Origin of the sequence: Pontivivens marinum, from assembly GCF_900231835.1 — a bacterium.
Taxonomy (GTDB): Bacteria; Pseudomonadota; Alphaproteobacteria; order Rhodobacterales; family Rhodobacteraceae; genus Pontivivens; species Pontivivens marinum.
In genome coordinates this window covers 602,479-626,438 of record NZ_OCTN01000002.1, presented here as the reverse complement: position 1 = coordinate 626,438, position 23,960 = coordinate 602,479, and the positions used below count along the sequence as shown (strand labels likewise).

Below are 23,960 nucleotides of genomic sequence, written 5' to 3'. Positions count from 1 at the left end.
ATCAACTGATGGAGGCCCGCACATGACCATTCAATCCGAGCTACTCAACGCGATAGAAACCTATTTCGACGCAATTCATAACTGCGACATCCAGAAACTGAACGCAGTTTTCCACCCGCAATCCAGTTTGTTTGACGCAGATAACGGCACCGTTTTCGTGGAGCCGATTGAGAGCTTCAGTCGTGATGTCGCCGGTCGCGCCTCGCCCGCCAGCGCGGGTCAAACGCGCGAGGCAGAAATCTTGATGATCGACTTCCTATCGCCGATCAGCGCCACCGTAAAAATTCGCATTCGGGCACATCAGAGCATTTTCGTTGACCATCTTGGCTTCGTAAATGGTGCCGATGGCTGGCAGATCGTTTCCAAAATTTGGCATCTGGAGAACACCATTACGTCCAATATCGCACCATAACCCCCTATAATTAAAAGGATATCACCATGCATCGCACACCCGTGAACCCATGGAACTGGTCCCTGAACCTTGGCTATAATCAAGGAGAAGTCATCGAGGGGACCTCACGCCAACTTATCATCGCCGGACAAACAGCCGTTGATCACGAGGGAAACCCCCAACACCCAAATGATATGCGCAGCCAGATCGACCTTGCGCTCAACAACTTGCAAGCGGTTTTGCAAAGCGCGGATATGGACCTTGGCAACGTCATCCGGCTGGGCGTTTACACCACTGATGTTGACGAGGCCCTAAAAAATTTCGACCTGCTCGGTATGCGGTTCGGCCCAATCCAATGTGCCCCGCCCATGACCCTGCTTGGCGCGACACGATTGGCCATGCCCAGTCTGATGTTTGAAATCGAAGCCACTGCGGCTGCGTAACTACACCTAGGTCGCAGCCGCGCCAAATGGCTCAGCTGCGGCCAATGCGACAATATCTGCCAGCCAGTGGCATTTATCCTCGCATAGGTTGCTTGTACCAATCCTGATATGTCCGGTGGGCTCGGTAGAGAAGCTGGCCCCCGGCACCACGGCAATGCCGTGAGCCGCCAATGTGATGAGCGCGAAGGTTTCGGAATGTACTGGCGCGAATAAACACAATCCGCTGCCATCAGCCACATCCACGCCGCGCTGTCGCAACGCGGCGGCCAACCGGTTGCGGCGTAGCTTATAGCATTCAGCGGTTTGCAACACGCTGGTGGTTGTCTCGGCATCTTGCAACAACCACGCAACTGCGGCCTGCAACAAACGGCTCGTCCAGCCAGCACTGAAGGCACGATAGGATTGTATTTGCTCAACCAGATCCTCAGCACCCGACAGAACCCCCATCCGCAAATCCGGCCCGAAGGATTTAGAGAAAGACCGGATATGGATTGTTCGTGCCGGAAACCTATCGCCTAACGACAATGCCTGACGCCCGGAAACGGCCCCCAGGCCATCATCCTCGATAATCAGCGTATCGGTTTGCTCTAACAGATCACCCAAATCCTGCATCCGCTCGGGACATAGATAATAGCCCGTGACGGAACTGATATTGGGCTGCAACAGGATCGCCGTCGGGCGCGATTTCAACACGTCCTTCATAGAGTCAAGCGTCGGCCCTTGCTCATCACTGTGCAAAGGCAGGATTTCCATTCCCAGATCCTCAAGAATATCCAGCAGGCGCAATGGCGCAGGCATTTGCAACGCGACAGATGCCCCCTGCGGCACCAGTGCCTGAAGTGTGATGTACACGGCATTATACCCACCATTCGTGGCGAGCATCGCCTGCGCATCACAGGGCCACAACGGACGCAGCGCCTGCTCCAACTCTGGCAGGATCCGCACACGCGCATAACTGTTCAGCCCCTCAGTGCCAGTCGCATGTAGCAATGCCTTATCCAGCCGCGGCAGCAGGCTGATATCCGGCGTTGCCATGGTTAGATTCAGGGCATCCGGCCCAAAATATCCCACCGCCGATGTCCGCGGGGGGCGCTTCGCGAATGTGGAGGCGCTGACATATGTCCCATTCCGCCCACGCCCCGTCAAAACACGCAGACGGCGAAGTTCCTTCCACGCTTCGGACAGGGTGCTGGGACTGACCTGCATCGCAAAGGCCAAGGCCCGCAGCGAGGGCAATCGCGCCCCGACGGGCAACACGCCGTTGCGCACAAGCGCGGCTGTGTCTCGCGCTATCCCACGTGTTGTTCTATCAGATAATTGAGCGGCCAATATCTCAGGATCAATGGATTGCACCGATACATTCCTTTAAATGTTCAGGTGCATCATAACATTTGATTCAGTAACAGACAAAGGCCAATGCTGTGAAAAATACACAGAGACAGGCTTACCAAATGCTGAACATTCGACTGGCAGTACGCGATTGGGACTATCTGACACCCCTTGCCTTGGGTGAGGTAACATCGTCCCGCATTTCGATCGAGCTCGACCGCGTCGGCACCCTGCCCGCGACGATCGCAGGCGACACTGGCTATGATGGTGGCGAGGCCTCGTTAAGCCGCTTCATTTCCGGCATCGCATCGGGTGATCGCAGTACAGTTGGGTTGCCGAATTTTCTAATGCGCAGCTTTCGTCACCAATGCATCATCACACGCAAGGACAGCCCCCTGACACGGGTAACGGACCTTGTGGGGAAACGCATTGGCGTAACCGGCTGGCGCGACTCCGGCAATATCTGGACCCGCGCAATTCTGCGTCAAGCTGGCGCAGAGATCGAAGATGTCCGCTGGTATGCCGGTCGCTTGACAGAGGCACATCCGATCATTGATCGCCTAGACGGCTTTGGCCAACCGGGCCTGATTGAACCGATGCCGGATGAGGCGGCCATGATGACCAGCCTGGCCGATGGATGGCTGGACGCTGTCTTTACCCCCTTTATGCCAGACGGATTTTTCGAGAACTCGTCTCAATTCCGGCTTCTGCTGCCAGACTGCACCGCGCAACAGGTCGCCTATTACGGTGCGGTCGGTTACGTGCCGGGCATTCACCTGCTGTCACTAGACGCCGAATTGGTTCAGAAAGCCCCGTGGGTCACTGAGGAAGTGTCCCGAATGGTCGATGCTTCGCGTGCCATCTGGACGCAAAAGCGCCGCCGCTACGCGGACACAACACCCTTCATGTTGCAGGAAATGATCGGCACTGCTGCGTCACTGCCCACCGACTGGGCCGCCAGCGGAATGGCCAAAAACCGCGACATGATCTGCGCCTTCATCGCAGAAATGCAGGCCCAAAACATCCTGCAAGAAACGATAGAGCCCGAAACCATCTTCGCTTCACAAGCCAGCGCTTCAGAACTGGCACTTTAAACCCAATGGAGAAGAATATGACACAAAATCGAATTCCGCAGGGCCTTGCGCTGACCGCACTGGTCGCATCGCTTCTCACACCGCTGAGCGCAAAGGCTGAGCAAGAGTTCAACGCTGACCTGCATGCGCGCCTTCCACAGGCAATTCGTGATGCGGGTGAGATGGTCGCGGTGAATAACGGCTCGTTCCCTCCCTATGAAATAGTTGAGGGCACAGACCTGACCGGCGCAACTGCTGATCTGTCCGCCGCGATTTCCGAAATCATCGGCGTAGAAATCCACCATGCATCGGTCGCTGGCCTATCCGCCTTGCTCAGCGGGATCAGCGCGGATCGCTACCAGTTTGCAATGGGGCCTGTAGGTGATTTCCCATCCCGTCGTGAGGGCAATGACTTCGTTAACTGGGTTCAGGAATACGTCGTCTTCGCCGTACGCGCAGGCAATCCAGAAGGCATCGAGGGCCTTGAAACCGTTTGCGGCAAGCGGATCGCGGTAATGTCCGGCGGATCGGCCGAGCGCGTATTGCTAGCCCAATCCGAGAAATGTGAGGCTGATGGCGATGACGCAATCGACATGCAGTCCTACACCGATCAGCCAACGTCCATTCTGGCCGTGCGCTCGAACCGCGCTGATGCATTCTTCTCCTCGCAGGCACCGCTGACCTACTTCGTTCAGCAATCTAACGGCCAGCTGGAACTGACAGGCGTTGGCTTGTCCAACGGCTTCCCTAACCTGTTCCAAGGCGCTGTTGTGCCAAAGGATTCCGAGCTTGGCCCTGTCTTGCTGGATGCTGTCGAGATCCTGATGGAAAACGGCACCTATGCCGAGATCATGACCGAGTGGGGTCTGGAAAATAATATGATTACCGTACCCGGCATGAACCTTGGCGAGGCTCTCTAAATGACTGATGCGCCCCATGCTATCGCCTCGCCCGTCACCGCGCCCACAGCTGCGCCACATCGCAATGGCTCGGATGATGCGCTGCGCGATGTAGCAGGGGCGCATTTGCCAATCCCGAAAACCAAGGTGCTTTTGTGGTTGGTTGTCCTGCTGTTCTCCTGCGACTTCCTGTTTGGAGTCAGCCAGAATCCGAATTTCGGCTGGCCTGTCGTGGCTGACTACTTCTTCTCACGTACGGTGCTGGATGGTCTGATCGTGACCATGTCACTCGCCGTTGTATCGATGATTATCGGCGTTGCGCTTGGTCTGCCCATCGCGATTGGGCGTATGTCATCGGACCCGCTGGCACGTGGTTTATCAGGCGCATTCGTGTGGTTCTTTCGCGGGACGCCACTGCTGGTCCAATTGATTTTGTGGTACAATCTGTCGATCCTGTTCCCACAGATTTCTCTCTCGATCCCGTTCGGGCCAACATTGGCTGCGTGGAATTCGAATGACGTCATCACGCCCCTAACAGCCGCAATTATCGGTTTGGCACTGAACGAAGCCGCCTACATGGCTGAAATCATTCGCGGTGGCCTGCTTTCGGTTGAACGGGGTCAGATGGAAACGGCTGAGGCGTTCGGCATGAAGCGGATGCGCGCCTTGCGCCGGATCGTCATTCCACAGGCGATGCGCACCATTGTGCCGCCCACCGGCAACCAGTTCATCAGCATGATCAAGGCAACCTCGCTGGTTTCCGTCATCGCTATGGCTGACCTGCTGTACTCGGTTCAGTCGATCTATAACCGCACCTTCGAGGTTATCCCGATGCTGATGGTCGCTGTACTCTGGTATCTGTTCATCACCTCCGTGCTCAGCGTGTTCCAGTCCATGATCGAGCGTTACTACGCCCGCGGCGATCAGCAGCGTGTGGTCTTTGAAAAAGTAGAAACACCCGCAGTGACGGTTGAGACGAAAGAGGCGACACAATGACCGCTTTAGCTAACCCTTCGACGCAAACCCAACCAATCCTGCGGGCCTGCAATGTTCATAAGTCATATGGCAACAATGAGGTTCTCAAGGGAATCGACCTGGAAATTGCACCCTCGGAGGTGGTCGCCATCCTAGGGCCGTCCGGCTCAGGCAAGTCCACATTCCTGCGATGCATCAACCGCTTGGAGGAGATCAACAAGGGCTTCATCGAGGTAGAGGGTGAGCAAATCGGCTACACCCTGCGCAACGGTAAACTGCTCGCGCTGACAAATTCGCAAGTGGCCGCGCAACGCAGCAAGATGGGGATGGTGTTCCAAGCCTTCAATTTGTACCCCCACATGACCGTCTTGCAAAACGTGATCGAGGCGCCCATCGGCGTGCACGGTGTAAAGCGGGCCGAGGCCGTGCGCGTCGCAACCGAGCTAATCGCCAAGGTGGGCCTGTCTGACAAGCTCAACGCCTATCCGCGCCAATTGTCCGGCGGCCAACAGCAACGCGTCGCCATTGCGCGTGCGCTGGCTGTGCAACCCAAGATCCTGCTGTTTGACGAGCCGACATCCGCCCTCGATCCGGAGCTGGTAGGCGAAGTTCTGTCAACGATGCGCGATCTGGCCAAGCAGGGCCTGACGATGGTTGTCGTCACCCACGAAATCGGCTTCGCGCGTGAGGCAGCAGATCGCGTTGTCTTTATGGATGGCGGGCATGTGGTGGAACAGGGAACACCGGATCAGGTCCTGTCGAACCCGCAGCACCCCAGAACCAAAGCATTTCTAGGCCGCTTCCTCTAATTTTTGAAAGGTGGGGCCAAGGCCCCAAACATTCATGACCCAATTCGCAAGTCTTAATGATTTTGCGGATGCTGAAGACATGCTCGTCAGTATCCGCCATCACCTGCACCAAAACCCGGAACTGTCCAACGAGGAGGAAAAAACAGCAGCCTTTGTCGCAGAGAAGCTGGAGGCATGGGGTTACGACGTCACGCGTGGCGTTGGTGGGCACGGTGTTGTTGGTGTCCTGCGCGCAGGACAAGGCAACCGGTCGCTGGCCATTCGTGCCGATATGGACGCCCTGCCAATCGCCGAGGATACAGGCAAGCCCTATGCCAGTCATGTCCGCGGTGTGATGCATGCTTGCGGGCATGACGGGCACACGACGATGCTGCTGGGCGCTGCGCAATACCTCGCCAAAACCAGAAATTTCTCAGGCACGTTAAATCTGGTATTTCAACCAGCCGAAGAAGCCGGCGGTCATAGCGGCGCCTGCGCCATGATTGCCGACGGCTTGTTCGAGAGGTTTCCCTGTGACGCGATTTTCGGCCTGCATAACCACCCCGGCGCACCCGCAGGCACTGCACTGATGCGTGAGGGGCCGCTGATGGCCGCCGCTGATAGCGCTACGATTACAGTTCACGGCAAGGGTGGTCACGCATCGCGCCCACACCTGTGCATCGACCCGATCGTTGTGATTTCCTCCATCGTGCTCGCCTTGCAGACGGTGGTGTCGCGCAGCGTGGATTCCACGCAAACGGCTGTTGTTACTGTTGGTACAATCAATGGCGGCACTGCCACGAATGTCATCGGTGAAAGCGCGGAAATCTCCGTCAGCATTCGTACCTTTACGCCGCAGGTTCGTGACTTGATCAAAGCTCGGATTGAAACCATCGCCCAGACCCAAGCCGCCACATGGGGCGCCACTGCAAGCGTCACATTCGATAGCGGCCACCCCCCCGTTGTTAACAGTGCTGAGGAAACAGCCTTTGCCACCGAGGTTCTGCGCGAATTGCTACCCGAAGAAAGGGTTTTGGAATGCCCTCTCATCCCCGGCAGTGAGGATTTCGCCCATTACCTCGCCCATAAACCCGGCTGTTTTGTACGCTTGGGCAATGGCGAGGAATCTGCTGGACTGCACAATCCAAAATACGACTTCAATGATGGCAGCTTGACCACGGGCGCAGCCCTATGGGCACGGATCGCGGAACGCTATTTGACATAACTACAGATTGCGGCGGGACTGACCCATGCCGTTAGTCCTGCCGTTAATACTGTAGGGTATCTAGCCTGCTAAGATAGCCGCAGTATCGGGTATCCGGCGCAAACTAGCGGCAATTGCGCCTCGCCAAGCAGGTCCCTTTTCACGCGCCTCATCTAATGCATCATATAAAGCATCGGGATCTTCCTGCACGAGAACCTTAATCAAAAATCTCGCCTGTGCACGATCCTTTCGCGCCTTAAAGGGGGCCTCACCGCCAAATCGGCGATGGGCCACGATTAGCTTATGGATAGCAAAGCGCGCGGGTTGTGGCACCTGCACTTGCGCGCCATCGCGATAGGCGACCGGCACGCGCACAGGTTCCGCAATCAGATAGTTCAGGAAATGCAGTGCCTGCGCGCTAACACCCAAGGCGGGAAGCGGGCGCACCCCCTCATCCGCCTCAAAGCTGGGCGTCAAGAACTCCACCAATGTACCCCGTGTACTTTGCCGCCACCGCCAAACTGCACCGGGCTGAAGTGACGGCTGTGGATCGAATTTCAGCTCCGCGAACACCTGCTGCAAATCAGGATCAGCCCGATCCCCAAGCGCAAGTGACAAGCGTTCAAAACTGGCAATATCAATATCATCCGTGGCGACGGCCTGATCCAAGCCCATTCGCACGCCCAATAGGCCCTCGTACAAGCGGAATGCTTGCGTCCCGACGACCGTTCCGCCCAATCGAAACACGCCCGCCCGTGCCATTGCCGATATTATCTGACCCGTGGCGAGGTCAGGCATTACCATTCCCTCCGCGCGCAGCAACCGGACAAGGCGAACCCTCTCACGCCGCGCCCCATCTTGTGCATCACGCAATGCACCAGCACGGGCAATCCGGTCGCGCAATTCCTCAGTATCTTCGCCTAGATAACGATCCGTAACCTGCGCACCGATCCGATAGCGATCATACCAATACTGCTTTGCCCCGACCCGTTTGCATGTCGCCTTGCCTCGCAAATCAGACAACGCGGCATCACCGAGCAATCGGTTCAAATCAATCCACGCGGCCTGCGCCACGGCACTTAAAGGGTTAATGGCCATGCCATACCCTACAAAAGATCTATCGTTAGGTAAACATCGCGCCACCTTACCCTACAAAATAACAGATGTAGGGTATACACCGGACACACGAATTCCGGCCGCCCATAAAGACGCGCCTTAATGTAATACTAAAAATGTGTGCGGGCGGAGGGGGGGGGTAAGTAGAGCGGATCACTGGAAGCAAAAAACGCCAGATCCGCCAATAAGCAACATATACAAAATTACAGCACGGCTGCGATCTGATCAATCATTTCCGTGATCTCATGTTCCAATGACGCGACAGAAACCTGATCCAACTGTTCGGTTTGCCCTTCAATAATTGCGGCACGCGCTGCAATATCGGTAAAGCCAAGTGTCACCGAAGAGCCACGCAACGAATGCGCCTGGCTTACAACACTATTGCGATCACCAGCATTGTTCGCCTCCGCCAACTTCGCCAAACGTGATCTGGTGTCGGCAATGTACTCACTCACACAATCGACAAGATCATCAGGGGACAAGAAGTTCAGCAACTCGTCTACGATTGAGCGCGCCATATAGGCAAACACTGGTGGTTCGACTGCCCCGCCATCAGGCACAGCTGCCGTTTCAGGGATGTCCCTGACTTTTGGTGATATCGTATTGATGGCCGTCTCCAATGCCAATTAAGTTCTACAAGTGGATAGGTTCGCACAAAACCTATCAGTTCAAACATGGATAACATCCTCGCCAGTCGCATCCATACCATGATCGGCGACTGCCAGAATAGGCGGCACATACTTAACCAACCATTTAGCACAAGCACCCCATCTCAGGCTTTGTAATATTCGTGAAATCTGAGTGAATTTTCCCTGTCGGCGCATAGTTAAATTGTTTCGGCAAGTGGCCGCATCAGAAGCATTTTACACCGCCCTTATCAGCTTAACAAATTGCACCCGTTATCCGCGATAGCTCCTCCTTAAACGCCCCATAGGCGGTGGGCAGGTTTTGACCTAAGGAACGCATCGCAATTACGCCCATGTATGTTTTCCACTCAGCCGCTTAGATAAATTAAAGTCAATGCTATACACTTTAACCACCACAACACTCCAAAATTCCACTGACACATAAAAATCATATACATTGGCAATAATCAGCCGATTATCATCAAAAATACTCTGAAATCACTGACCTAAAAATCAAAATTTAATCACAAATATCTAAATATTTTTAAAAATTAAAAATAATATGTTAAAATAATACTACACAAAAAATCCAAGAAAACTTTAAGTTCATACAATCAATTCAGCTTATCCGCGCCGATAACCCTGAAACTTCATCAGATGAACCACTCCCCTCCACAGAGTGCCGTTGCGTAAATCTGTGACAATTCGCACACTTTGTAAGTGCAGTGCTCCACTGTGAACAGCGCAATCGAATCCGAACTGCTCACAGTTTTCAATTTTCACCCGCCAAATCAGCCTCAATCATCTTCGTCGCGCCCGTCACTTGGCCCAAGGGCAATCCAGGTGCCCGCGTCGCCCGCCGTTGCTGCGCCATTTGCCCACGTGTTAACGCGATTTGCCCCATATAACGGGCCTCATCCGGTGGCAGCGCATAAACACCGTCAGCATCGGCCAGAACGATCGCGCCCGGCATCACAACGACACCGCCACAGCTAACCGGCACATGGGCGCGGCCCGCTGTGTTCAACAACCGCGTCGTAACCGGCGCCGTACCACGGCACCAAACGGGAAATCCTAGCTCCGCCATCTCAACCGCATCGGTACAGGGGCCATCGATGATAGCGCCGATAATGCCCGCACTCTGCGCAGCACTGGCGACGCCATCACCCAAACAGGCGTATTTATCGTCGCCCAAGCGATCAATCACCAGAATATCACCGGCACGACCCAAGCCGATCGCATGGTGCAGCATGGTGGAATCCGCACCCGGACATTGCACCGTCAACGCCCGTCCAACCGTACGCGGACCGAACCCTCGACTGGCCTGAATACCGCGATCCATGCATCCCCAATACAGGATATGGCCCAGCATGGTGGTTTCTAGCTGTGAGACCATATCAATCAGATATTGATCCAATGGTGCAGGCTGATCCCCAATGAAATACTTCTTTGGCTTAGGTAATGGCGTATTCATCTGGCCCTCAATTCTCTGTTCTTAATGTGGGATCAAATTTGTCGCGCACCCAGTCGCCGACCAAGCTGATCGACAGCGCGAGGAGAAAAATGATGACGCCCGGAAACAGCGTCAGCCACCAAGAGGTCAGCAGACGATCACGCCCCTCGCTCATAATCTGGCCCAAGCTGGTCAGCGGCGATTGCACCCCAAGGCCCAGAAAGCTAAGCGCGGTTTCCAGTAGTACCGTCAGCGGCAGGTTCACCGTGAACTGGACCAAGCCGACGGATATGACGTTGGGCAAGATATGCCGCAGATAGATGCGATAGGGCGATGCCCCCAATGCGCGCACGGCGGTGACGTATCCTTGCTCCTTGGCCGTCAATACAGCACCGCGCATCAGGCGGGCATAAACCTCCCACCCGCTCAGCCCGATCAACAGCAAAAACAGGGTGAAGCTGCTGTCAAACATGGCCAGCACGAACAGCGCCACCACGATAATCGGCAGCGAGGCTTGCACATCAACGGCCCCCACGACCAGCGTTTCGGCAAAGCCCCGCCGCGCCGCCGCCAGAATGCCCAGTAGTGAGCCAAGGACCGCGCCAATCAACGTACCAACAACCGCCACGATCAGCGTAATTTGCGCCCCTACGGCCAGCCGCACCAGCAGGTCACGCCCCCGCGCATCGGTGCCCAGTGGATATTCCCACGTGCCTCCGAACCCGACCGGCGGCTTCAACCGGTCAAATAGTGAGGTCGCCCGAAACTCATGGGGTGACAACCATTGCCCAAACAGCGCGAACAGGACGAATAGCGCAATAAAGATCAGCGCCAGACGTACCGCCATCGGCATGCCCGACCGGCGATTTTGTGTATTCGTATCCATCAGCGTGCCCGAATTCTGGGGTCGATCACCAGATACAGCAGATCGACGATAAGATTGGCGATGACCATAGTCGCGGCAATCGCAAGGACTAGGAACTGCACCGTCGCGATATCGCGGGTAGCGACAGACCGGACCAATAATTGTCCGACACCGGGCCATGCAAAGACTTGCTCGGTCACAACCGACCCCGCGATCAAGCTGCCCAGCGACAGCCCGACCAGCGTAACCAACGGGATCGCTGCATTGGGCAGGGCGTGGCGCAGCAGGCGGCGTTTATATGGAATGCCCCGCGCCTCCGCTGCCAACATGAACGGCTTATTTATTGTCTCCAGCAGCGAGGACCGCGTGAACCGCGCATAACTGCCCATTGAGGCAAGCCCCAGCGTCAGCGCCGGTGCGACCACTCCGAAAATCGAACCGCTCGCCCCCTGTCCGCCCAGATAGACCTGAAACATCAGCGAGCCCGTCAGGATCACCACCAGCCCGAACAGGAAATTCGGCATGGCAAAGGCAAAGACGGAAAACCCCATCACCGCCCGATCCACCGGACGCCCACGGTTCAACGCCGCGACCGCGCCCAGCCCCAGCCCCGCCACCAGCGAGATCACCAACGCGATCCCCCCTAGGCGCAGTGTCGCGGGCAATCGGTCGAGGAAGATTTGCAGCGAGGGCCGCCCCGAATGGATCGAATAGCCAAAATCACCATGGGCCAACCGGTTGAGATAACCCGTATATTGCACCCAAAACGGTTGATCCAATCCCAGTGCACGGCGGTACTGGTCAATCACCTCCTGCGGGGCATCAGGCGGGGCCAGCGCCGCCGCCGGATCGCCTGAAAACCGGATGAAAATGAAAACCAGCGTCACCGTAACCAGCAAAGTGATGACGGCGCGGGCGACCTTGGAAAAAATGAAGCCGATCATGCGACACGCCCCCGTTTCTGACCCGGCGCGGACTCTAGCAACGCGCGGGTATAATCCTCAGCAGGGTTGGCGAAAACCTCCACCGTCGGCCCCTGCTCCACCACGCGGCCATGCTGCATCACCAGAACCTGATCCGAGATTGCAGCAGCCACGTGCAAATCATGGGTGATAAACACCATCGAAAACCCCAGCCGTTTCTGTAGATCGGCGAACAGCTCCAACACTTGCACCTGAATCGAGACATCCAGCGCCGAAACCGCCTCATCCGCGATCAACACCTCGGGTTGCAGGACCAGCGCACGGGCAATGCAAATCCGCTGCCGCTGCCCGCCGGAAAATTCCTGCGGATAGCGATCCGCCGCCTGTGGTTTCAGGCCGACCAATTGCAGCATTTCCAGGGCGCGGGCATGGGCCTCCACCTTAGGCACACCGTGAATGATCAACCCCTCGGCAATGGCATCGATGGTTTTGAAGCGGGGATCCAGCGCCCCAAATGGATCTTGCAAAACCACCTGCACCTTGGCGCGAAAGGCCTGTAATTCTGCGCCACTGCGGCGGGTGATGTCCTGCCCCTTGAACAGAACCTGCCCGCTATCCACATCCTGCAATCGCAGTAAACATTTCGACAGCGAGGATTTACCCGATCCGCTTTCCCCGACCACGGCGAGCGTCTGCCCCTTGACCAAGGACAGCGACACATTGCGCACGGCGGGAACCTGCGTCCGGTTGAAAAACATGCCGCGCGTATAGGTCAGGGACAGGTCGCGCGCCTCGAATATCGGCTCAGCATGCAATTGCACGGGGCGATTGCCCTGCAAATCTGATGCGGCCAGCAGGCGTTTCGTGTACTCATGTTGTGGATTTTGCAGCACGTCCGGCGCGCTACCGGCCTCCACAATCTGTCCGTCCTTCATCACCACAACCTGATCGGCAATATCGGCCACCACACCGAAATCATGGGTAATGAACAGCACTGAGGTGTTGAACTGCACCTTCAGCTTTTCAATCAATTCAAGTATTTCCGCCTGCGTCGTGACGTCCAGCGCGGTTGTCGGCTCATCCGCGATCAGCAGGGACGGGTTCAGCAACAGCGCACCGGCGATCACGATCCGCTGCGCCTGACCGCCCGACATTTCATGCGGGTACGAACGATAGGCGCGTTGCGGATCGGGCAGCATCACGGCGGCCAGCATTTCCATCACTCGCCCACGGCATTGCTGCCGTGGCACGCCGTGCACCTGCAAGATTTCCTCAAGCTGGTGCCCCACACGTTGAATCGGATTCAGGCTGGAGATTGCATCCTGAAACACCATGGCCACCTGCGGGCCACGTAATTTATTATATTCGGGCGATCTCTGGGGCGGGTTTGACACCCCTTGCAATGCTATCTCGCCGCTTTGCACCCGCAAAACCGGTGCGAGCATCCCCATCACCGCCTGCGCGACAACGGATTTCCCCGATCCGCTTTCCCCGACCAGACACAGCGTCTGGCCCGGCGCAATCGTCAGATCAATATCGGTTACCGCGAAATCACGGTCCGCGCCTGACGGCAACGCAATCGTTAGATCGCGTACCGTCAGAACAGGTATGTCAGATGTCCGGCTCATTTATTTGATATACAGCCGGTCAAAGATGGTGACGGCGGAGTTGCCCGGATCCCAATTCAGATCCTCGCGCACGCCGTAGCTGACAACATTGCGCCAGAAATACATGCCGGGGGTGTCGTCCTCCCATTCGCGGACCATATCCAGATAGGCAGCGTTGCGCTCCTCGAATTCCTGCGCTGCGGCAAAGCGCTCGCCCGCCTCCAGATAACCCTCCGTCGGAACCCACGTTTTATGCGAGGCATTCACACGGCTGGAATTTGGCCCCCAATCCAGCCAAAGCGGCCGGTACGGATCGCCCGAAAACTCGCTAGACATCGACATGTTCAGCATGTGGAACGGCCGCTGATAGGCCAGCGAGAAGTTGTCCACCACGCGGATGCGCACATTGATGCCAATATCGCGCCACTGCTCGACCATGAATTCAGCGGCCACCTCATAGTTTGGATAGAACCCGCGCGTGATGTGCCAGATCAGTTCCTCACCATCATAATCCGTCATGGCCAGCAATTCGCGGGCGCGATCAGGGTCATAGGAATAGGCTGCCTTGCGATCAGGATCGAAATAATCGCCATATTCAGGGAAGTTGAACGGCGCAGGAACATAAGTCGCCCCACCCCACAGCGCCTGCGCGATGCCGTCACGATCCACGGCAGACACCATCGCCTTGCGCAAATTCACATCCGTGAGCGGGTTATCGGGCAGCTCCTCAGTGTTCAGCGTGTTAAAGGCGAACATCGGGTAGTTCTCGATGGATTTTTCCAGCGCAACGATACCGGGCGTGTTGCGCACCTGCTCGACCTGATCCGCTGGAATGCTGACAATCACGTCAAACTCACCAGCGGCCAAACCGGCAAAACGTGTGGAATATTCCGGCACGATGCGGAACGTCAGGCTTTGCGCGGGAACCGGTCCGTTCCAGTGGTCGTCAAATGCCTCGGCCACCAGTTCCGTCGAGGGATCGAACGAGACCAGTTTATACGGCCCCGTACCCATTGGGTTTTGGCCGAAAGCCTCCAGCCCGACCTCCTCGTAGTAATGTTTGGGTAGAACAAATCCGACCGGCGTAACCATGCGATACGCGATGGAGGGATCAGGAACCTCTGTCTCAATCTCGACGGTCAGAGGGCCTGTTGCCTCAACCCGAATGATCCCGTTGGCATAGCGGGTGCCGCGCGGGGCCTCCGGGTTTTCGCCCCATAGACGTTGCTCGGAGATCGAGAAGGCAACATCCTCGGCGTCCATCACATGGCCGTCATGGAATTTCACGCCCTCACGCAGGTGGAAGGTCCAGACCGTCGGCGTTGTCCGCTCCCAGCTGGTCGCCAACCACGGGACCAGCTCGGTTCCGTCGGCATCGTCCCAACGGTTGCGGCGGACCAGCGTGTCGAACAGGTTGTAATGCACCCGCGCGCCAGATGTCGAAATCCCTATCACCGGATCCATGGTTTCCCACAGCGCATCCACCGCGATCAACAGATTAGGGCGATCCTGCGCCAGCGCAGGCAAGGGGTTCATCATAGTCACGGTGCCGATGGCCGCCGCTGTGGAAAGTAGCGTTCTGCGTGTCAGTTTCATTCCATGTGCTCCTTGATATGTCGAATTACGTGGTGATGTGGCGGACGGTATAGTCACGAGCATTACGCAGGTTGGGGATCTGGTCGCGGCTGCGGCGCACCATCTCCATGTCCAGATCAACAACGGCCAAACCTGCCTCGGTCCCGCCCAGATCGGTTAAAACCTTGCCCCATGGGTCAATCACCAAGGAATGTCCCCATGTGATACGCCCGTCATCATGGTTACCGACCTGCGCGGCGGCAACTACATAGGCACCATTTTCGATAGCGCGGGCACGCAGCAGCGTTTCCCAATGCGCATCACCTGTCGGAACGGTAAAGGCGGACGGGATGAACATGATCGTCGCATCCCGCAGTGCATAATCGCGGAATAGATGCGGAAAACGCAGGTCGTAGCAGATCGACATACCCCACGACCCCCACGGCGTGTCCACAACCACGCCCTCCGCCCCCGGAGCATAGCGGCTGGATTCACCGGTCGCGGGTCGCCCCTCCAGAAACACATCGAACAGGTGGATTTTGTCGTATTGCGCGACCGAAATACCCTGCGCGTTGATCAGATTAGCGTGGTTCAGAAACCTGCCATCGCCGCTGGCCACAGGGGTGGAGCCGGTCTGAATCCAGATGCCATGCTCCGCCGCCAAGCGTTTACACGCGGAGATAAAGGGATCTTCCGCCTCAACCGTGATCTGCGTGCGTGCATCGTCACGATCCTTGTTCATCATGCCTGCCGCCTCGGGCAGGGCCAGCAGGTCGCATCCCTGAGCCACCGCATGCTGCACGGCGTGCTCGACAAAGGCGATGTTGCCCGCATGCCGGTTTGTCGATGTCATTTGGGCGATACACAGCCGCAGATTTTGTTGCATGCCATCCTCTTGGTCAGCTTCTGAGGAGATAGTCTCAAATCAAAATCGTAACTTAAAAAGCATAAATAACTTGGAAATGGTCTAAATTCGTAACATATGTGTCATATGAAAACACCCCGTCGTCTGCCTCCGCTAAAGGCCCTGCGCGCGCTGGAGGCGATCCACCAGAACGGTTCGATCACCGGTGCGGCGCGGCAGCTTAACGTCTCGCATTCCGCGATCAGTCATCAGGTTAAAATTCTTGAGGATTGGACCTCGGACCCGCTCTTCATCCGGCAGGGGCGGGCCACCCTGCTAACCGATGCAGGCCGCAGTTTGGCCAGCGTCACGCATGAGGCATTTGATGCCATTAGGCACGAGATGGACCGCCTGCCCATGCGCGGCGTGCGCAGCGTCTCAATCGCCTGCCTGCCGTTGATCGCGACCCGCTGGTTGATGCCGCGTCTCGTGAACTTTAACCTGCAACATCCTGAAATAAATCTACATATCAGCATGTCACATACGGATCGCCCAGTAACCCCCGCGCCCGATATCGAGATCAGGTTTGCTCGCCGCGCTCAGGTCACCCCCCGTGACATCGTGCTGAGCACGGGCGAGGCTGTTCCCGTCTGCGCCCCCGCGCTGTTACAGGATCGCACGGCAGAGGACCTGCTGACCAACGGCCCGATCCTGTTCGACGAGGATTTGCGCATGTGGTCGCAATGGTACACTGAATCCGGCCATCCACGCGGCGGCGCGGCCAGTGGTTCGGGCCTGATGTTAGAGGGTAGCGCCCTGTTGCAAGGCGCCGCGATTTCCGGCCTTGGCGTGGCTATTTGCCGGAAATGGTGCTTGGAAAAGGATGTCCGTGAGGAGCGCCTGACCGTTTTGTCAGATCACGCGATTGACGAGGATTGGTGCTATTTCATGCGCTGCGAGGCAGATAAACGCCAATTGCCCGAGGTTGAAACCGTCATCAACCTGTTGATTCCATAGAAAACAGGCGGTCAGGATGTTGCCTGACCGCCCGTCACTTTATGCCGCTGCGGCCGCTTGTGCCCGTGCATGCGCCTTGCGGAAGAACATGTAGTAGAACACAGGTGCCGCGATCAGTGTCAGAACCGACGCGAACGCCAGACCACCCATGATCGTCACCGCCATGGACTGGAAGAACGCATCCGAGATCAAAGGCAACATGCCCAAAATCGTTGTCGCCGCGGCCAGGAATACCGGACGCAAACGCGAGGTTGATGCCTCAACAATCGCATCATCCAGCGCCATATTAGGCTTAGCCTCACGAGTCAGGTCGATCTCCTCAACCAGCACGATGCCGTTCTTGATCAACATGCCCGACAGGGACAACAGACCCAGCAACGCGGTAAAGGTGAACGGCAATCCCGATCCCAACAGGCCCAAGCTGACCCCGTTTACCGCCATCGGCACCAACAGCCAGATGATGATCGGCTGCTTTATCGCGTTGAACAGCAGGACCGAAATCAGCACCATCACGATCAGACTGAACGGCAATTGCCCCCCCAGCGAGGCCTGCGCCTCGGACGAGCTTTCCAATTCCCCGCCCCATTCCATGGTGTAGCCGTCAGGGATTTCCATCGCCTCAATCGTGGCCTGAATCTGCGTCTGGACCTGAGCGGCTGTCACGCCACGCGGCACATCGGCACCAACGGTAATCACATCGCGACGATCACGCCGGTGGAACAGAGTGTCCTGCGGCTCGAAAACGAAACCGTCGATCACCTGATCCATCGGAACAAATCCACCAGCGCTGTCCGAGTACAGAACATGGTCCAGCAGGGACAAATCAACATCCTGCGGAGTGCGGATCACAATCGGAATTTGCCGATCACCCTCACGGAATGTGCCAGCAGCGATACCCTCCACCGCGAATTGCATACTTGTCGTGATATCGGACCGCGAAATACCGGCATCCTGTGCGCGATCATCAGCATAGATCGGACGCAACACCAGTTCGCGCTCTCTCCAATCCTGACGAGGTGCCACGATATTGTCCGAGGCACCGCGCAGCAACTCAATCGCCTCATCCGCTAGATCACGCAGGACATCGGGATCACGGCCCGAGAAGCGCACCTCGATCGGCGCACCGCCACCGGGGCCAAAGGCAAGACGCTTTACGCGGAACTCACCCTGTGGAATGGCGGTGTTGGCATAGGCCTCCAGCGCGTTCATTTCCTCCTCGATCACGTCAAGCGATGAGACGAGCACGACCAGATGGCCGTAGCTGGGGTTGGGATCCTCACTATCATAGGTCAGCATGAATCGTGACGCGCCCTGCCCCGCAAAGGCGGTGACAGCCGAGACTTCCTCACGTTCCTGCAACCAATCCTCCAGAACCTCCAGATCAGCGGAGGTCTGACGGATCGACGATCCCTGTGGCAGTTTGTAATGCACAAAATACAGGGGCGTGTTGCTGTCAGGAAAGAACTGCTGCTTGATTTGCCCAAACAACATATAGCACGTCGCCGTGGTGACGATCAGGCCAGCCACAACCAGCCAGCGGAACCGCAGACAGGCCCGCAGAACTGCGCCATAGCCGCGGAACAATGCGCCATCATAACCGTCGCCCTGCTCACCTGTGCCACGTTTAAAGAAATAGTGACCCAGCAGCGGCGTGGCGGTCAGCGCCAGCACCCATGACAGCAGCAGCGAAATCGCAATCACCGCAAACAGCGAGAACAGGAATTCACCCGTCGCATCAGGGCTAAGCCCTATACCGGCAAAGGCCATGATCCCGATCACGGTCGCACCCAGCAGCGGAATTTGCGTCTTGCTTGCCGCCTCTGTCGCGGCCTCACGCGAGGATTGCCCCTTACGCATTCCGATCTGCATGCCCTCGGCGACAACGATTGCGTTATCGACCAGCATACCCATCGCAATGATCAGCGCACCAAGCGAGATACGTTCCATCTCCAACGACCCAAGCGCCATGAAGAACAGCGTTCCCACAACGGTCAGCAGCAGCGTAACACCCACCACGACTGCCGCGCGCCAGCCCATAAAGATGGCCAGCACAACCACAACAATCGCAACCGACATGGCTAAGTTGACCAGAAAGGCGTTCGACGCTTCCTCAACAACAACGTGCTGTTGATAGATCGGCTCAACCGAGATACCCAGCGGTAATTCGGCACGCAATTCGTCCAGCCGCGCATCTACGCGGTGGCCAACCTCAACGATGTTTTCAGTCGCGATACCTGCGACGCCCAGTGTAAATGCCTCCACACCATTGTGGCGCACGATCAGGCTGGGAGTTGCCTCACGACCACGGTAAACATCTGCGAAGTCAGTCAGATTGATGACCTGCCCGCCCACACCAACGGACAGGGCCGCAATTTCCGAGACGGAATCCGATCCGGCAGGACGTTGAACCAGAATCCGGCCATCATCCGTCTGCATGGTGCCGCCGTCGACCATCTCGTTCGCGTCAGTAATCGCGGCCTGAATGATCGCAGGTGACAGGCCCAGATTGGTGGTAAGTGCCAGATCGGGTTCGATAAAGATCGTCTCGTTCGGAACACCGGACAGCGCCACATCAGACACACCATCGACCGCCAAAAGCTCACGCCGCAGGAAGGCAGAGACGTCGTTAATCTCATTATCGGTGAAGCCGGGTCCGGTTACCGCATAATACATGCCGTACACATCGCCGAAGCTATCGTTTACAAACGGGACCGAGGTACCGCTAGGCAGGCTCGCCTCACCCACGCGGTTGCGCAAAGTGGCCCAGACCTCGGGCAATTCAGTGCCGTCATACTGGTCCTGCATGTTGACGGTAATCCACGACAAACCGGGTTGGTTCATCGTCTGGATGTCGTCCACCTCACCCATTTTCTGGATTTCGGATTCGATAGGCTCCGACACCTCCAGCGCGACTTCCTCAGCCGAGGCACCGGGGTAGTAGGTGACGATTACAGCCGTCTTAATGGTAAAGGCCGGATCCTCCAGACGACCCAGCGAGTTAAAGCCCCAGATACCGCCCAGCAGACAGATCAGGATAACGATCCACGTATAGATCGGACGATTGATTGAGAAACGAGCGATATCCATGATGTGGCTCAGTCCCCGAAACCGACGAAGCGGCGAACCGCGTCACCGTCTTGCAATGCACTGGCACCGATCAGAACGATTTCCTGACCTTCCTCCAGACCGGAAATCACCTCAACCATCCCGCGGTCGGTGGGCACGATTTCAACGGGGGTGTTCGTCACAATCCCCTCATTCGCGCCGGTTGGATCAAACACCATCACATGGGTCGAACTATCATTGGCAACGATGACGGCGGATGCCGGAATCTCGATCCGAACGGCACCGGTGCTAAGATAAGCCGTCACCTTGGCCGAGGAACCGGGCAATACGTCCAGATCGTCCTGCGGCTCCATTCCCAAAGTAATGCTGTAGGTCTGTGCGACCTGTGCTGTCTCCGCGTTGAATTCGCGCACATCCATGCGATAGCTGCGATCACCGGACGGGAATTCCGCGATCAGCATCAGATTGGGGTCGCGACCTGCGCGCTGGAACAGCGTTTCAGGCACATCAATTTCGATCCGCACATCTGACATATCATGCAGACGCACAACCGGTGTTCCGGCCGACGCAGTGGAGAAGTTGGGCAATAGCCGCCCCGCAACGATTGCATCAAATGGCGCATGCAGCGTCGCCTGATCCAGCGCGCGTTCCGCGTTGCGCACGGCGATGGCACTCAGCTCCAACTGGGTTTCAGCGTCCTGCAAATTGCTCTCGGCGACTGCGCTGCCAACCAATTGACGATAACGATCCGCCAACCGCTCGGTTTGCGCATATTCGGCATTTGCTTGCTCCAGCGCCAGTTCGAATGGCTCCAGATCCAGCATGGCCACCAGATTACCGGCAGGAACGAAAGCGCCTTCCTCAATCGGGAATTCCAGGATTTGCCCTGCTACCTGAAAGGACAGATCGACGGTTTCACGCGCGACAACGCGCCCATAAAAGACACGCCGCAATGTATCATTGGCGGCAGAAACCGTTTCAAGTTTAACCACAGGCCCCTCTGCCTTTGCCGCGATTGGCATCATCGCGATGCAGATTAGTGTCGTGAGCCTGAGTAGTTTTCCCATCGAGATTTCCTTCAGATGGTTGGTCCTGAGTATCGCGGCCAACTATGCTTCGTTTTGCTGCACCGCAAGGTAGCTGACGGAGAACAATGCATTTCCATGTACGCTACAACCTGCACATAACAGAAATTGTTACGTAAAACATCATAACATCCTTTGTTTCGCTGACTGTTGCATGCAGCAAATATTGGTTACAACACGCCACGATTTGCTCGTGCCACCCTGTCCAATCACATCTAAGTTATTGAAATTATTTGACTCAACTCGTCATGCTGTGAGCAAGGCACTATCAGGCACGCAAACGACCAAACAGGCCCGACACGCGCAGCTCGCTTGACGTGATGCGCACGCTATCCTACGAAAAACGTACCGGGGGCGCCTAACGGCTGAGAAGTACCCTTTGAACCTGAACCAGATAATGCTGGCGGAGGGAGGGTAAAACGGCTCTGTCGTGGTCTGCCTTTTTTCGCTGGTCGGAGATCATGACCGTGAAAACAGATCAGATGCTGGCAGAACTGCGCGCACAATCGCCGCTGGTGCAATGCATTACCAACTATGTCGCGATGAACATTGCCGCCAACGTGGTTCTAGCCGCAGGCGCATCCCCCGCCATGGTCCATTCCGATTCTGAAGTCGCCGATTTCGTCCCGATCTGTGGCGCGTTGACGATCAATATCGGAACGCTGTCGCCCACATGGGTGTCCTCGATGCAACTGGCCGCGGACACGGCGGTTGCCTCGGGGAAGCCATGGGTGCTGGATCCCGTCGCCCATTTCGCCACCCCCTTCCGGCGCGAGGTCGCACGAGATTTGGTCAGCCGTAATCCGACAATCATTCGCGGAAACGCCTCGGAGATTTTGGCGCTAACAGGCGGCACCTCGGCTGGAAAGGGCGCGGATAGCGGGGACAGCGTCGCAGATGTCGAAAGCGCCGCAACCGTGCTCGCCCTAACCCAAGGATGCGTTATCGCCATCACCGGAGAGGTCGATTTCGTCACCGACGGAACCCGCACCGCGCGCATCACAGGCGGCCACGCCATCATGCCAAAAATCACGGCCATGGGTTGTTCCCTGACCGCATTGATCGGCGCCTTTGCAGCAATCGCCCCACCACTGAACGCAACAGTCGCCGCTCTCGCCATGTTTGCCGAGGCTGGAGAGCGCGCAGGAAAAACCGCACAAGGATCGGGCAGTTTTCAGGTCGCGTTCCTGGACGCGCTGATGCAAATCGCGCCCGATGACCTAGCCAATGATGCGCATGTCCAATGGCTATGATCCGCGACAGCCTACGGCTCTATCTCGTGACAGATCCCGATTTATGCGGTGAGGTGGGCGTTGTCGAAACCGTGCGCCGCGCCGTTGCCGGTGGGGTCAGCATGGTGCAACTGCGCGACAAGACAGCCACAACCTCCCAACGCATCACCATCGCCCGCGCATTGGTTGAGGTGCTGCGCGGTACTGGCGTGCCCCTGATCGTAAACGATGATTTGCAGGCCGCAATCCAGTCCGGTGCTGACGGTGCCCATATCGGGCAAAGCGATGGCCCGCCCGAACGCGCCCGCGCCCTGCTGGGACCGGATCGAATTCTGGGCCTGTCCTGCGAAACGGTTGAGCGGGTCAGGGCGGCGGAAAATTCCGGCGTGGATTACCTTGGCCTTGGCCCTGTTTTCGCAACGGATAGCAAAGCGGATCACGAGCGCCCGATCGGCTTTACCGGATTGGCAGAAATGGCCGCTGCAACCGCACTGCCAACCGTCGCTATCGGCGGGCTAAAACAGCAACATTTCGCGCCAGTCATGGCCGCAGGCGCGGATGGTCTGGCCGTTGTTTCCGCCATTTGCGGTCAGGCCAACCCACAACATGCCGCAGCACGTTTTTTGTCGGGAGAAATGCAATGATCCGAAATGTCCTGTCCATCGCTGGCTCTGACCCCTCAGGCGGAGCCGGAATTCAGGCGGATATCAAGGCGATTTCAGCCAATGGTGCCTTTGCCATGGCCGCAGTCACCGCACTGACCGCGCAAAATACCCAAGGGGTCAGTGGCGTGCACCTCGTCCCGCCTGCCTTTGTCGGGCAGCAAATCACCTCGATTTTTGACGATATTCGCGTCGATGCGATCAAGATCGGTATGATTGGCAATGCGGAGATCGCGGATGCCGTTGCCACCGCGCTTGGCCCGCACCTGGATATTCCTGCCGTTCTAGACCCCGTGATGATTGCCAAGGGCGGCGCGACCCTGCTGGCTGACAGTGCCATCACCATCATGCGCGACACTTTGCTACCGCTGGCCCATGTGTTGACGCCCAACTTGCCCGAAGCGGCCCATCTGCTGGGCGTTGCTGCGGCCACCTCGCGTCAGGAAATGATCGAACAGGCCACCACACTGCTGGCACTGGGTCCAAGGGCGATCCTGCTCAAAGGCGGGCATCTGGACGGCGACATCAGCCCCGATCTGCTGATTACCAAGTCAGATCAGCACTGGTTCGACGCCCCCCGCATTCCAACGAAAAACACGCACGGAACCGGCTGCACTCTGTCCGCAGCCCTCGCCGCGCAAATCGCCAAGGGCATGTCGTTGCCCGAGGCTGTCGCCACGGCCAAGGCCTATGTCGCGGATGCAATCGCAACTGCCGATCAACTCAGCGTGGGCCACGGCCACGGTCCGACCCATCATTTCACCAATCTCTACCAATAGAGAAAGAG

At 57.1% G+C, this 23,960-nt stretch carries 22 protein-coding genes and 1 riboswitch; of the genes, 11 read left to right on the top strand and 11 right to left on the bottom strand.

Features of this window, described 5'->3' with window-relative positions:
• Positions 1 to 22: 22 nt before the first annotated feature.
• On the top strand, positions 23 to 412 hold the full coding sequence (locus tag CR254_RS08700; protein WP_097929448.1) for a nuclear transport factor 2 family protein: 390 nt from the start codon (positions 23 to 25) through the stop codon (positions 410 to 412).
• Between the two features lie 26 nt (positions 413 to 438).
• Positions 439 to 834, top strand: a complete 396-nt coding sequence (locus CR254_RS08695) for a RidA family protein (RefSeq protein WP_097929447.1) — start codon at positions 439 to 441, stop codon at positions 832 to 834.
• 6 nt (positions 835 to 840) lie between these two features.
• Here the strand turns inward: CR254_RS08695 and CR254_RS08690 are convergent, their stop codons facing one another.
• Positions 841 to 2,187 carry an aminotransferase-like domain-containing protein gene (locus CR254_RS08690; protein ID WP_097929446.1) on the bottom strand — a complete coding sequence of 449 codons (1,347 nt, stop codon included), beginning with the start codon at positions 2,185 to 2,187 and terminating at the stop codon, positions 841 to 843.
• A gap of 98 nt (positions 2,188 to 2,285) precedes the next feature.
• On the opposite strand from CR254_RS08690, the gene CR254_RS08685 reads away from it, so the two are divergent.
• Genes CR254_RS08685 through CR254_RS08665 form a run of 5 tightly spaced genes read left to right on the top strand, consistent with a single transcriptional unit; the run spans position 2,286 to position 7,123 of the window.
• Positions 2,286 to 3,257, top strand: a complete 972-nt coding sequence (locus CR254_RS08685; RefSeq protein WP_097929445.1) for an ABC transporter substrate-binding protein — start codon at positions 2,286 to 2,288, stop codon at positions 3,255 to 3,257.
• Positions 3,258 to 3,274: 17 nt separating this feature from the next.
• Positions 3,275 to 4,156 (top strand): ABC transporter substrate-binding protein, encoded by an 882-nt coding sequence (locus CR254_RS08680; RefSeq protein ID WP_097929444.1) that lies wholly within the window; start codon positions 3,275 to 3,277, stop codon positions 4,154 to 4,156.
• Entirely contained in the window at positions 4,157 to 5,131 is a 975-nt protein-coding gene (locus CR254_RS08675; RefSeq protein ID WP_097929443.1) for an amino acid ABC transporter permease, read from the top strand.
• A complete protein-coding gene (locus CR254_RS08670; RefSeq protein ID WP_097929442.1) occupies positions 5,128 to 5,919 on the top strand; it encodes an amino acid ABC transporter ATP-binding protein in 792 nt (263 codons plus the stop codon). The genes CR254_RS08675 and CR254_RS08670 overlap by 4 nt, the downstream gene beginning before the upstream one ends.
• A gap of 34 nt (positions 5,920 to 5,953) precedes the next feature.
• The gene (locus CR254_RS08665) at positions 5,954 to 7,123 is read left to right on the top strand and encodes a M20 aminoacylase family protein (protein ID WP_097929441.1); all 1,170 of its coding nucleotides are present in this window, start codon (positions 5,954 to 5,956) and stop codon (positions 7,121 to 7,123) included.
• Between the two features lie 60 nt (positions 7,124 to 7,183).
• Here CR254_RS08665 and CR254_RS08660 read toward each other — a convergent pair whose 3' ends face one another.
• The 8 genes from CR254_RS08660 to CR254_RS08625 form a co-directional block, all read right to left on the bottom strand.
• Positions 7,184 to 8,200, bottom strand: coding sequence for a nucleotidyltransferase family protein (locus tag CR254_RS08660; RefSeq protein ID WP_097929440.1), 1,017 nt, complete (start codon positions 8,198 to 8,200; stop codon positions 7,184 to 7,186).
• 221 nt (positions 8,201 to 8,421) lie between these two features.
• On the bottom strand, positions 8,422 to 8,844 hold the full coding sequence (locus tag CR254_RS08655; protein ID WP_145996725.1) for an Hpt domain-containing protein: 423 nt from the start codon (positions 8,842 to 8,844) through the stop codon (positions 8,422 to 8,424).
• A gap of 772 nt (positions 8,845 to 9,616) precedes the next feature.
• On the bottom strand, positions 9,617 to 10,318 hold the full coding sequence (locus CR254_RS08650; protein WP_097929438.1) for an RraA family protein: 702 nt from the start codon (positions 10,316 to 10,318) through the stop codon (positions 9,617 to 9,619).
• 7 nt (positions 10,319 to 10,325) lie between these two features.
• The gene (locus CR254_RS08645; RefSeq protein WP_097929437.1) at positions 10,326 to 11,183 is read right to left on the bottom strand and encodes an ABC transporter permease; all 858 of its coding nucleotides are present in this window, start codon (positions 11,181 to 11,183) and stop codon (positions 10,326 to 10,328) included.
• On the bottom strand, positions 11,183 to 12,106 hold the full coding sequence (locus CR254_RS08640) for an ABC transporter permease (protein ID WP_097929436.1): 924 nt from the start codon (positions 12,104 to 12,106) through the stop codon (positions 11,183 to 11,185). The genes CR254_RS08645 and CR254_RS08640 overlap by 1 nt, the downstream gene beginning before the upstream one ends.
• Entirely contained in the window at positions 12,103 to 13,713 is a 1,611-nt protein-coding gene (locus CR254_RS08635) for a dipeptide ABC transporter ATP-binding protein (RefSeq protein ID WP_097929435.1), read from the bottom strand. Before CR254_RS08635 ends, CR254_RS08640 begins: the two co-directional genes overlap by 4 nt.
• Positions 13,714 to 15,288, bottom strand: coding sequence for an ABC transporter substrate-binding protein (locus CR254_RS08630; protein WP_180955943.1), 1,575 nt, complete (start codon positions 15,286 to 15,288; stop codon positions 13,714 to 13,716).
• A 25-nt stretch (positions 15,289 to 15,313) separates the two neighbouring features.
• Positions 15,314 to 16,153 (bottom strand): carbon-nitrogen hydrolase family protein, encoded by an 840-nt coding sequence (locus CR254_RS08625; RefSeq protein WP_097929434.1) that lies wholly within the window; start codon positions 16,151 to 16,153, stop codon positions 15,314 to 15,316.
• Between the two features lie 105 nt (positions 16,154 to 16,258).
• Between CR254_RS08625 and CR254_RS08620 the strand changes: the two genes are divergently transcribed.
• Positions 16,259 to 17,128 carry a LysR family transcriptional regulator gene (locus tag CR254_RS08620; RefSeq protein ID WP_180955942.1) on the top strand — a complete coding sequence of 290 codons (870 nt, stop codon included), beginning with the start codon at positions 16,259 to 16,261 and terminating at the stop codon, positions 17,126 to 17,128.
• A gap of 39 nt (positions 17,129 to 17,167) precedes the next feature.
• Here CR254_RS08620 and CR254_RS08615 read toward each other — a convergent pair whose 3' ends face one another.
• Both CR254_RS08615 and CR254_RS08610 read right to left on the bottom strand, forming a co-directional pair.
• Positions 17,168 to 20,215, bottom strand: coding sequence for an efflux RND transporter permease subunit (locus CR254_RS08615; protein WP_097929432.1), 3,048 nt, complete (start codon positions 20,213 to 20,215; stop codon positions 17,168 to 17,170).
• Positions 20,216 to 20,223: 8 nt separating this feature from the next.
• Positions 20,224 to 21,261: an efflux RND transporter periplasmic adaptor subunit gene (locus tag CR254_RS08610; RefSeq protein WP_097929431.1), complete on the bottom strand. Its 1,038-nt coding sequence runs from the start codon at positions 21,259 to 21,261 to the stop codon at positions 20,224 to 20,226.
• A gap of 358 nt (positions 21,262 to 21,619) precedes the next feature.
• Positions 21,620 to 21,709, top strand: a riboswitch (TPP riboswitch).
• A gap of 31 nt (positions 21,710 to 21,740) precedes the next feature.
• On the opposite strand from CR254_RS08610, the gene thiM reads away from it, so the two are divergent.
• From thiM to thiD, 3 genes are read left to right on the top strand one after another with little or no spacing between them, the layout of a single operon-like run.
• Positions 21,741 to 22,532 carry a hydroxyethylthiazole kinase gene (gene thiM / locus CR254_RS08605; protein ID WP_245851509.1) on the top strand — a complete coding sequence of 264 codons (792 nt, stop codon included), beginning with the start codon at positions 21,741 to 21,743 and terminating at the stop codon, positions 22,530 to 22,532.
• Complete coding sequence (gene thiE / locus CR254_RS08600) at positions 22,523 to 23,155, top strand: thiamine phosphate synthase (RefSeq protein WP_097929430.1); 633 nt, start codon at positions 22,523 to 22,525, stop codon at positions 23,153 to 23,155. Before thiM ends, thiE begins: the two co-directional genes overlap by 10 nt.
• On the top strand, positions 23,152 to 23,952 hold the full coding sequence (gene thiD, locus CR254_RS08595) for a bifunctional hydroxymethylpyrimidine kinase/phosphomethylpyrimidine kinase (protein WP_097929429.1): 801 nt from the start codon (positions 23,152 to 23,154) through the stop codon (positions 23,950 to 23,952). Before thiE ends, thiD begins: the two co-directional genes overlap by 4 nt.
• Positions 23,953 to 23,960 lie beyond the last annotated feature (8 nt).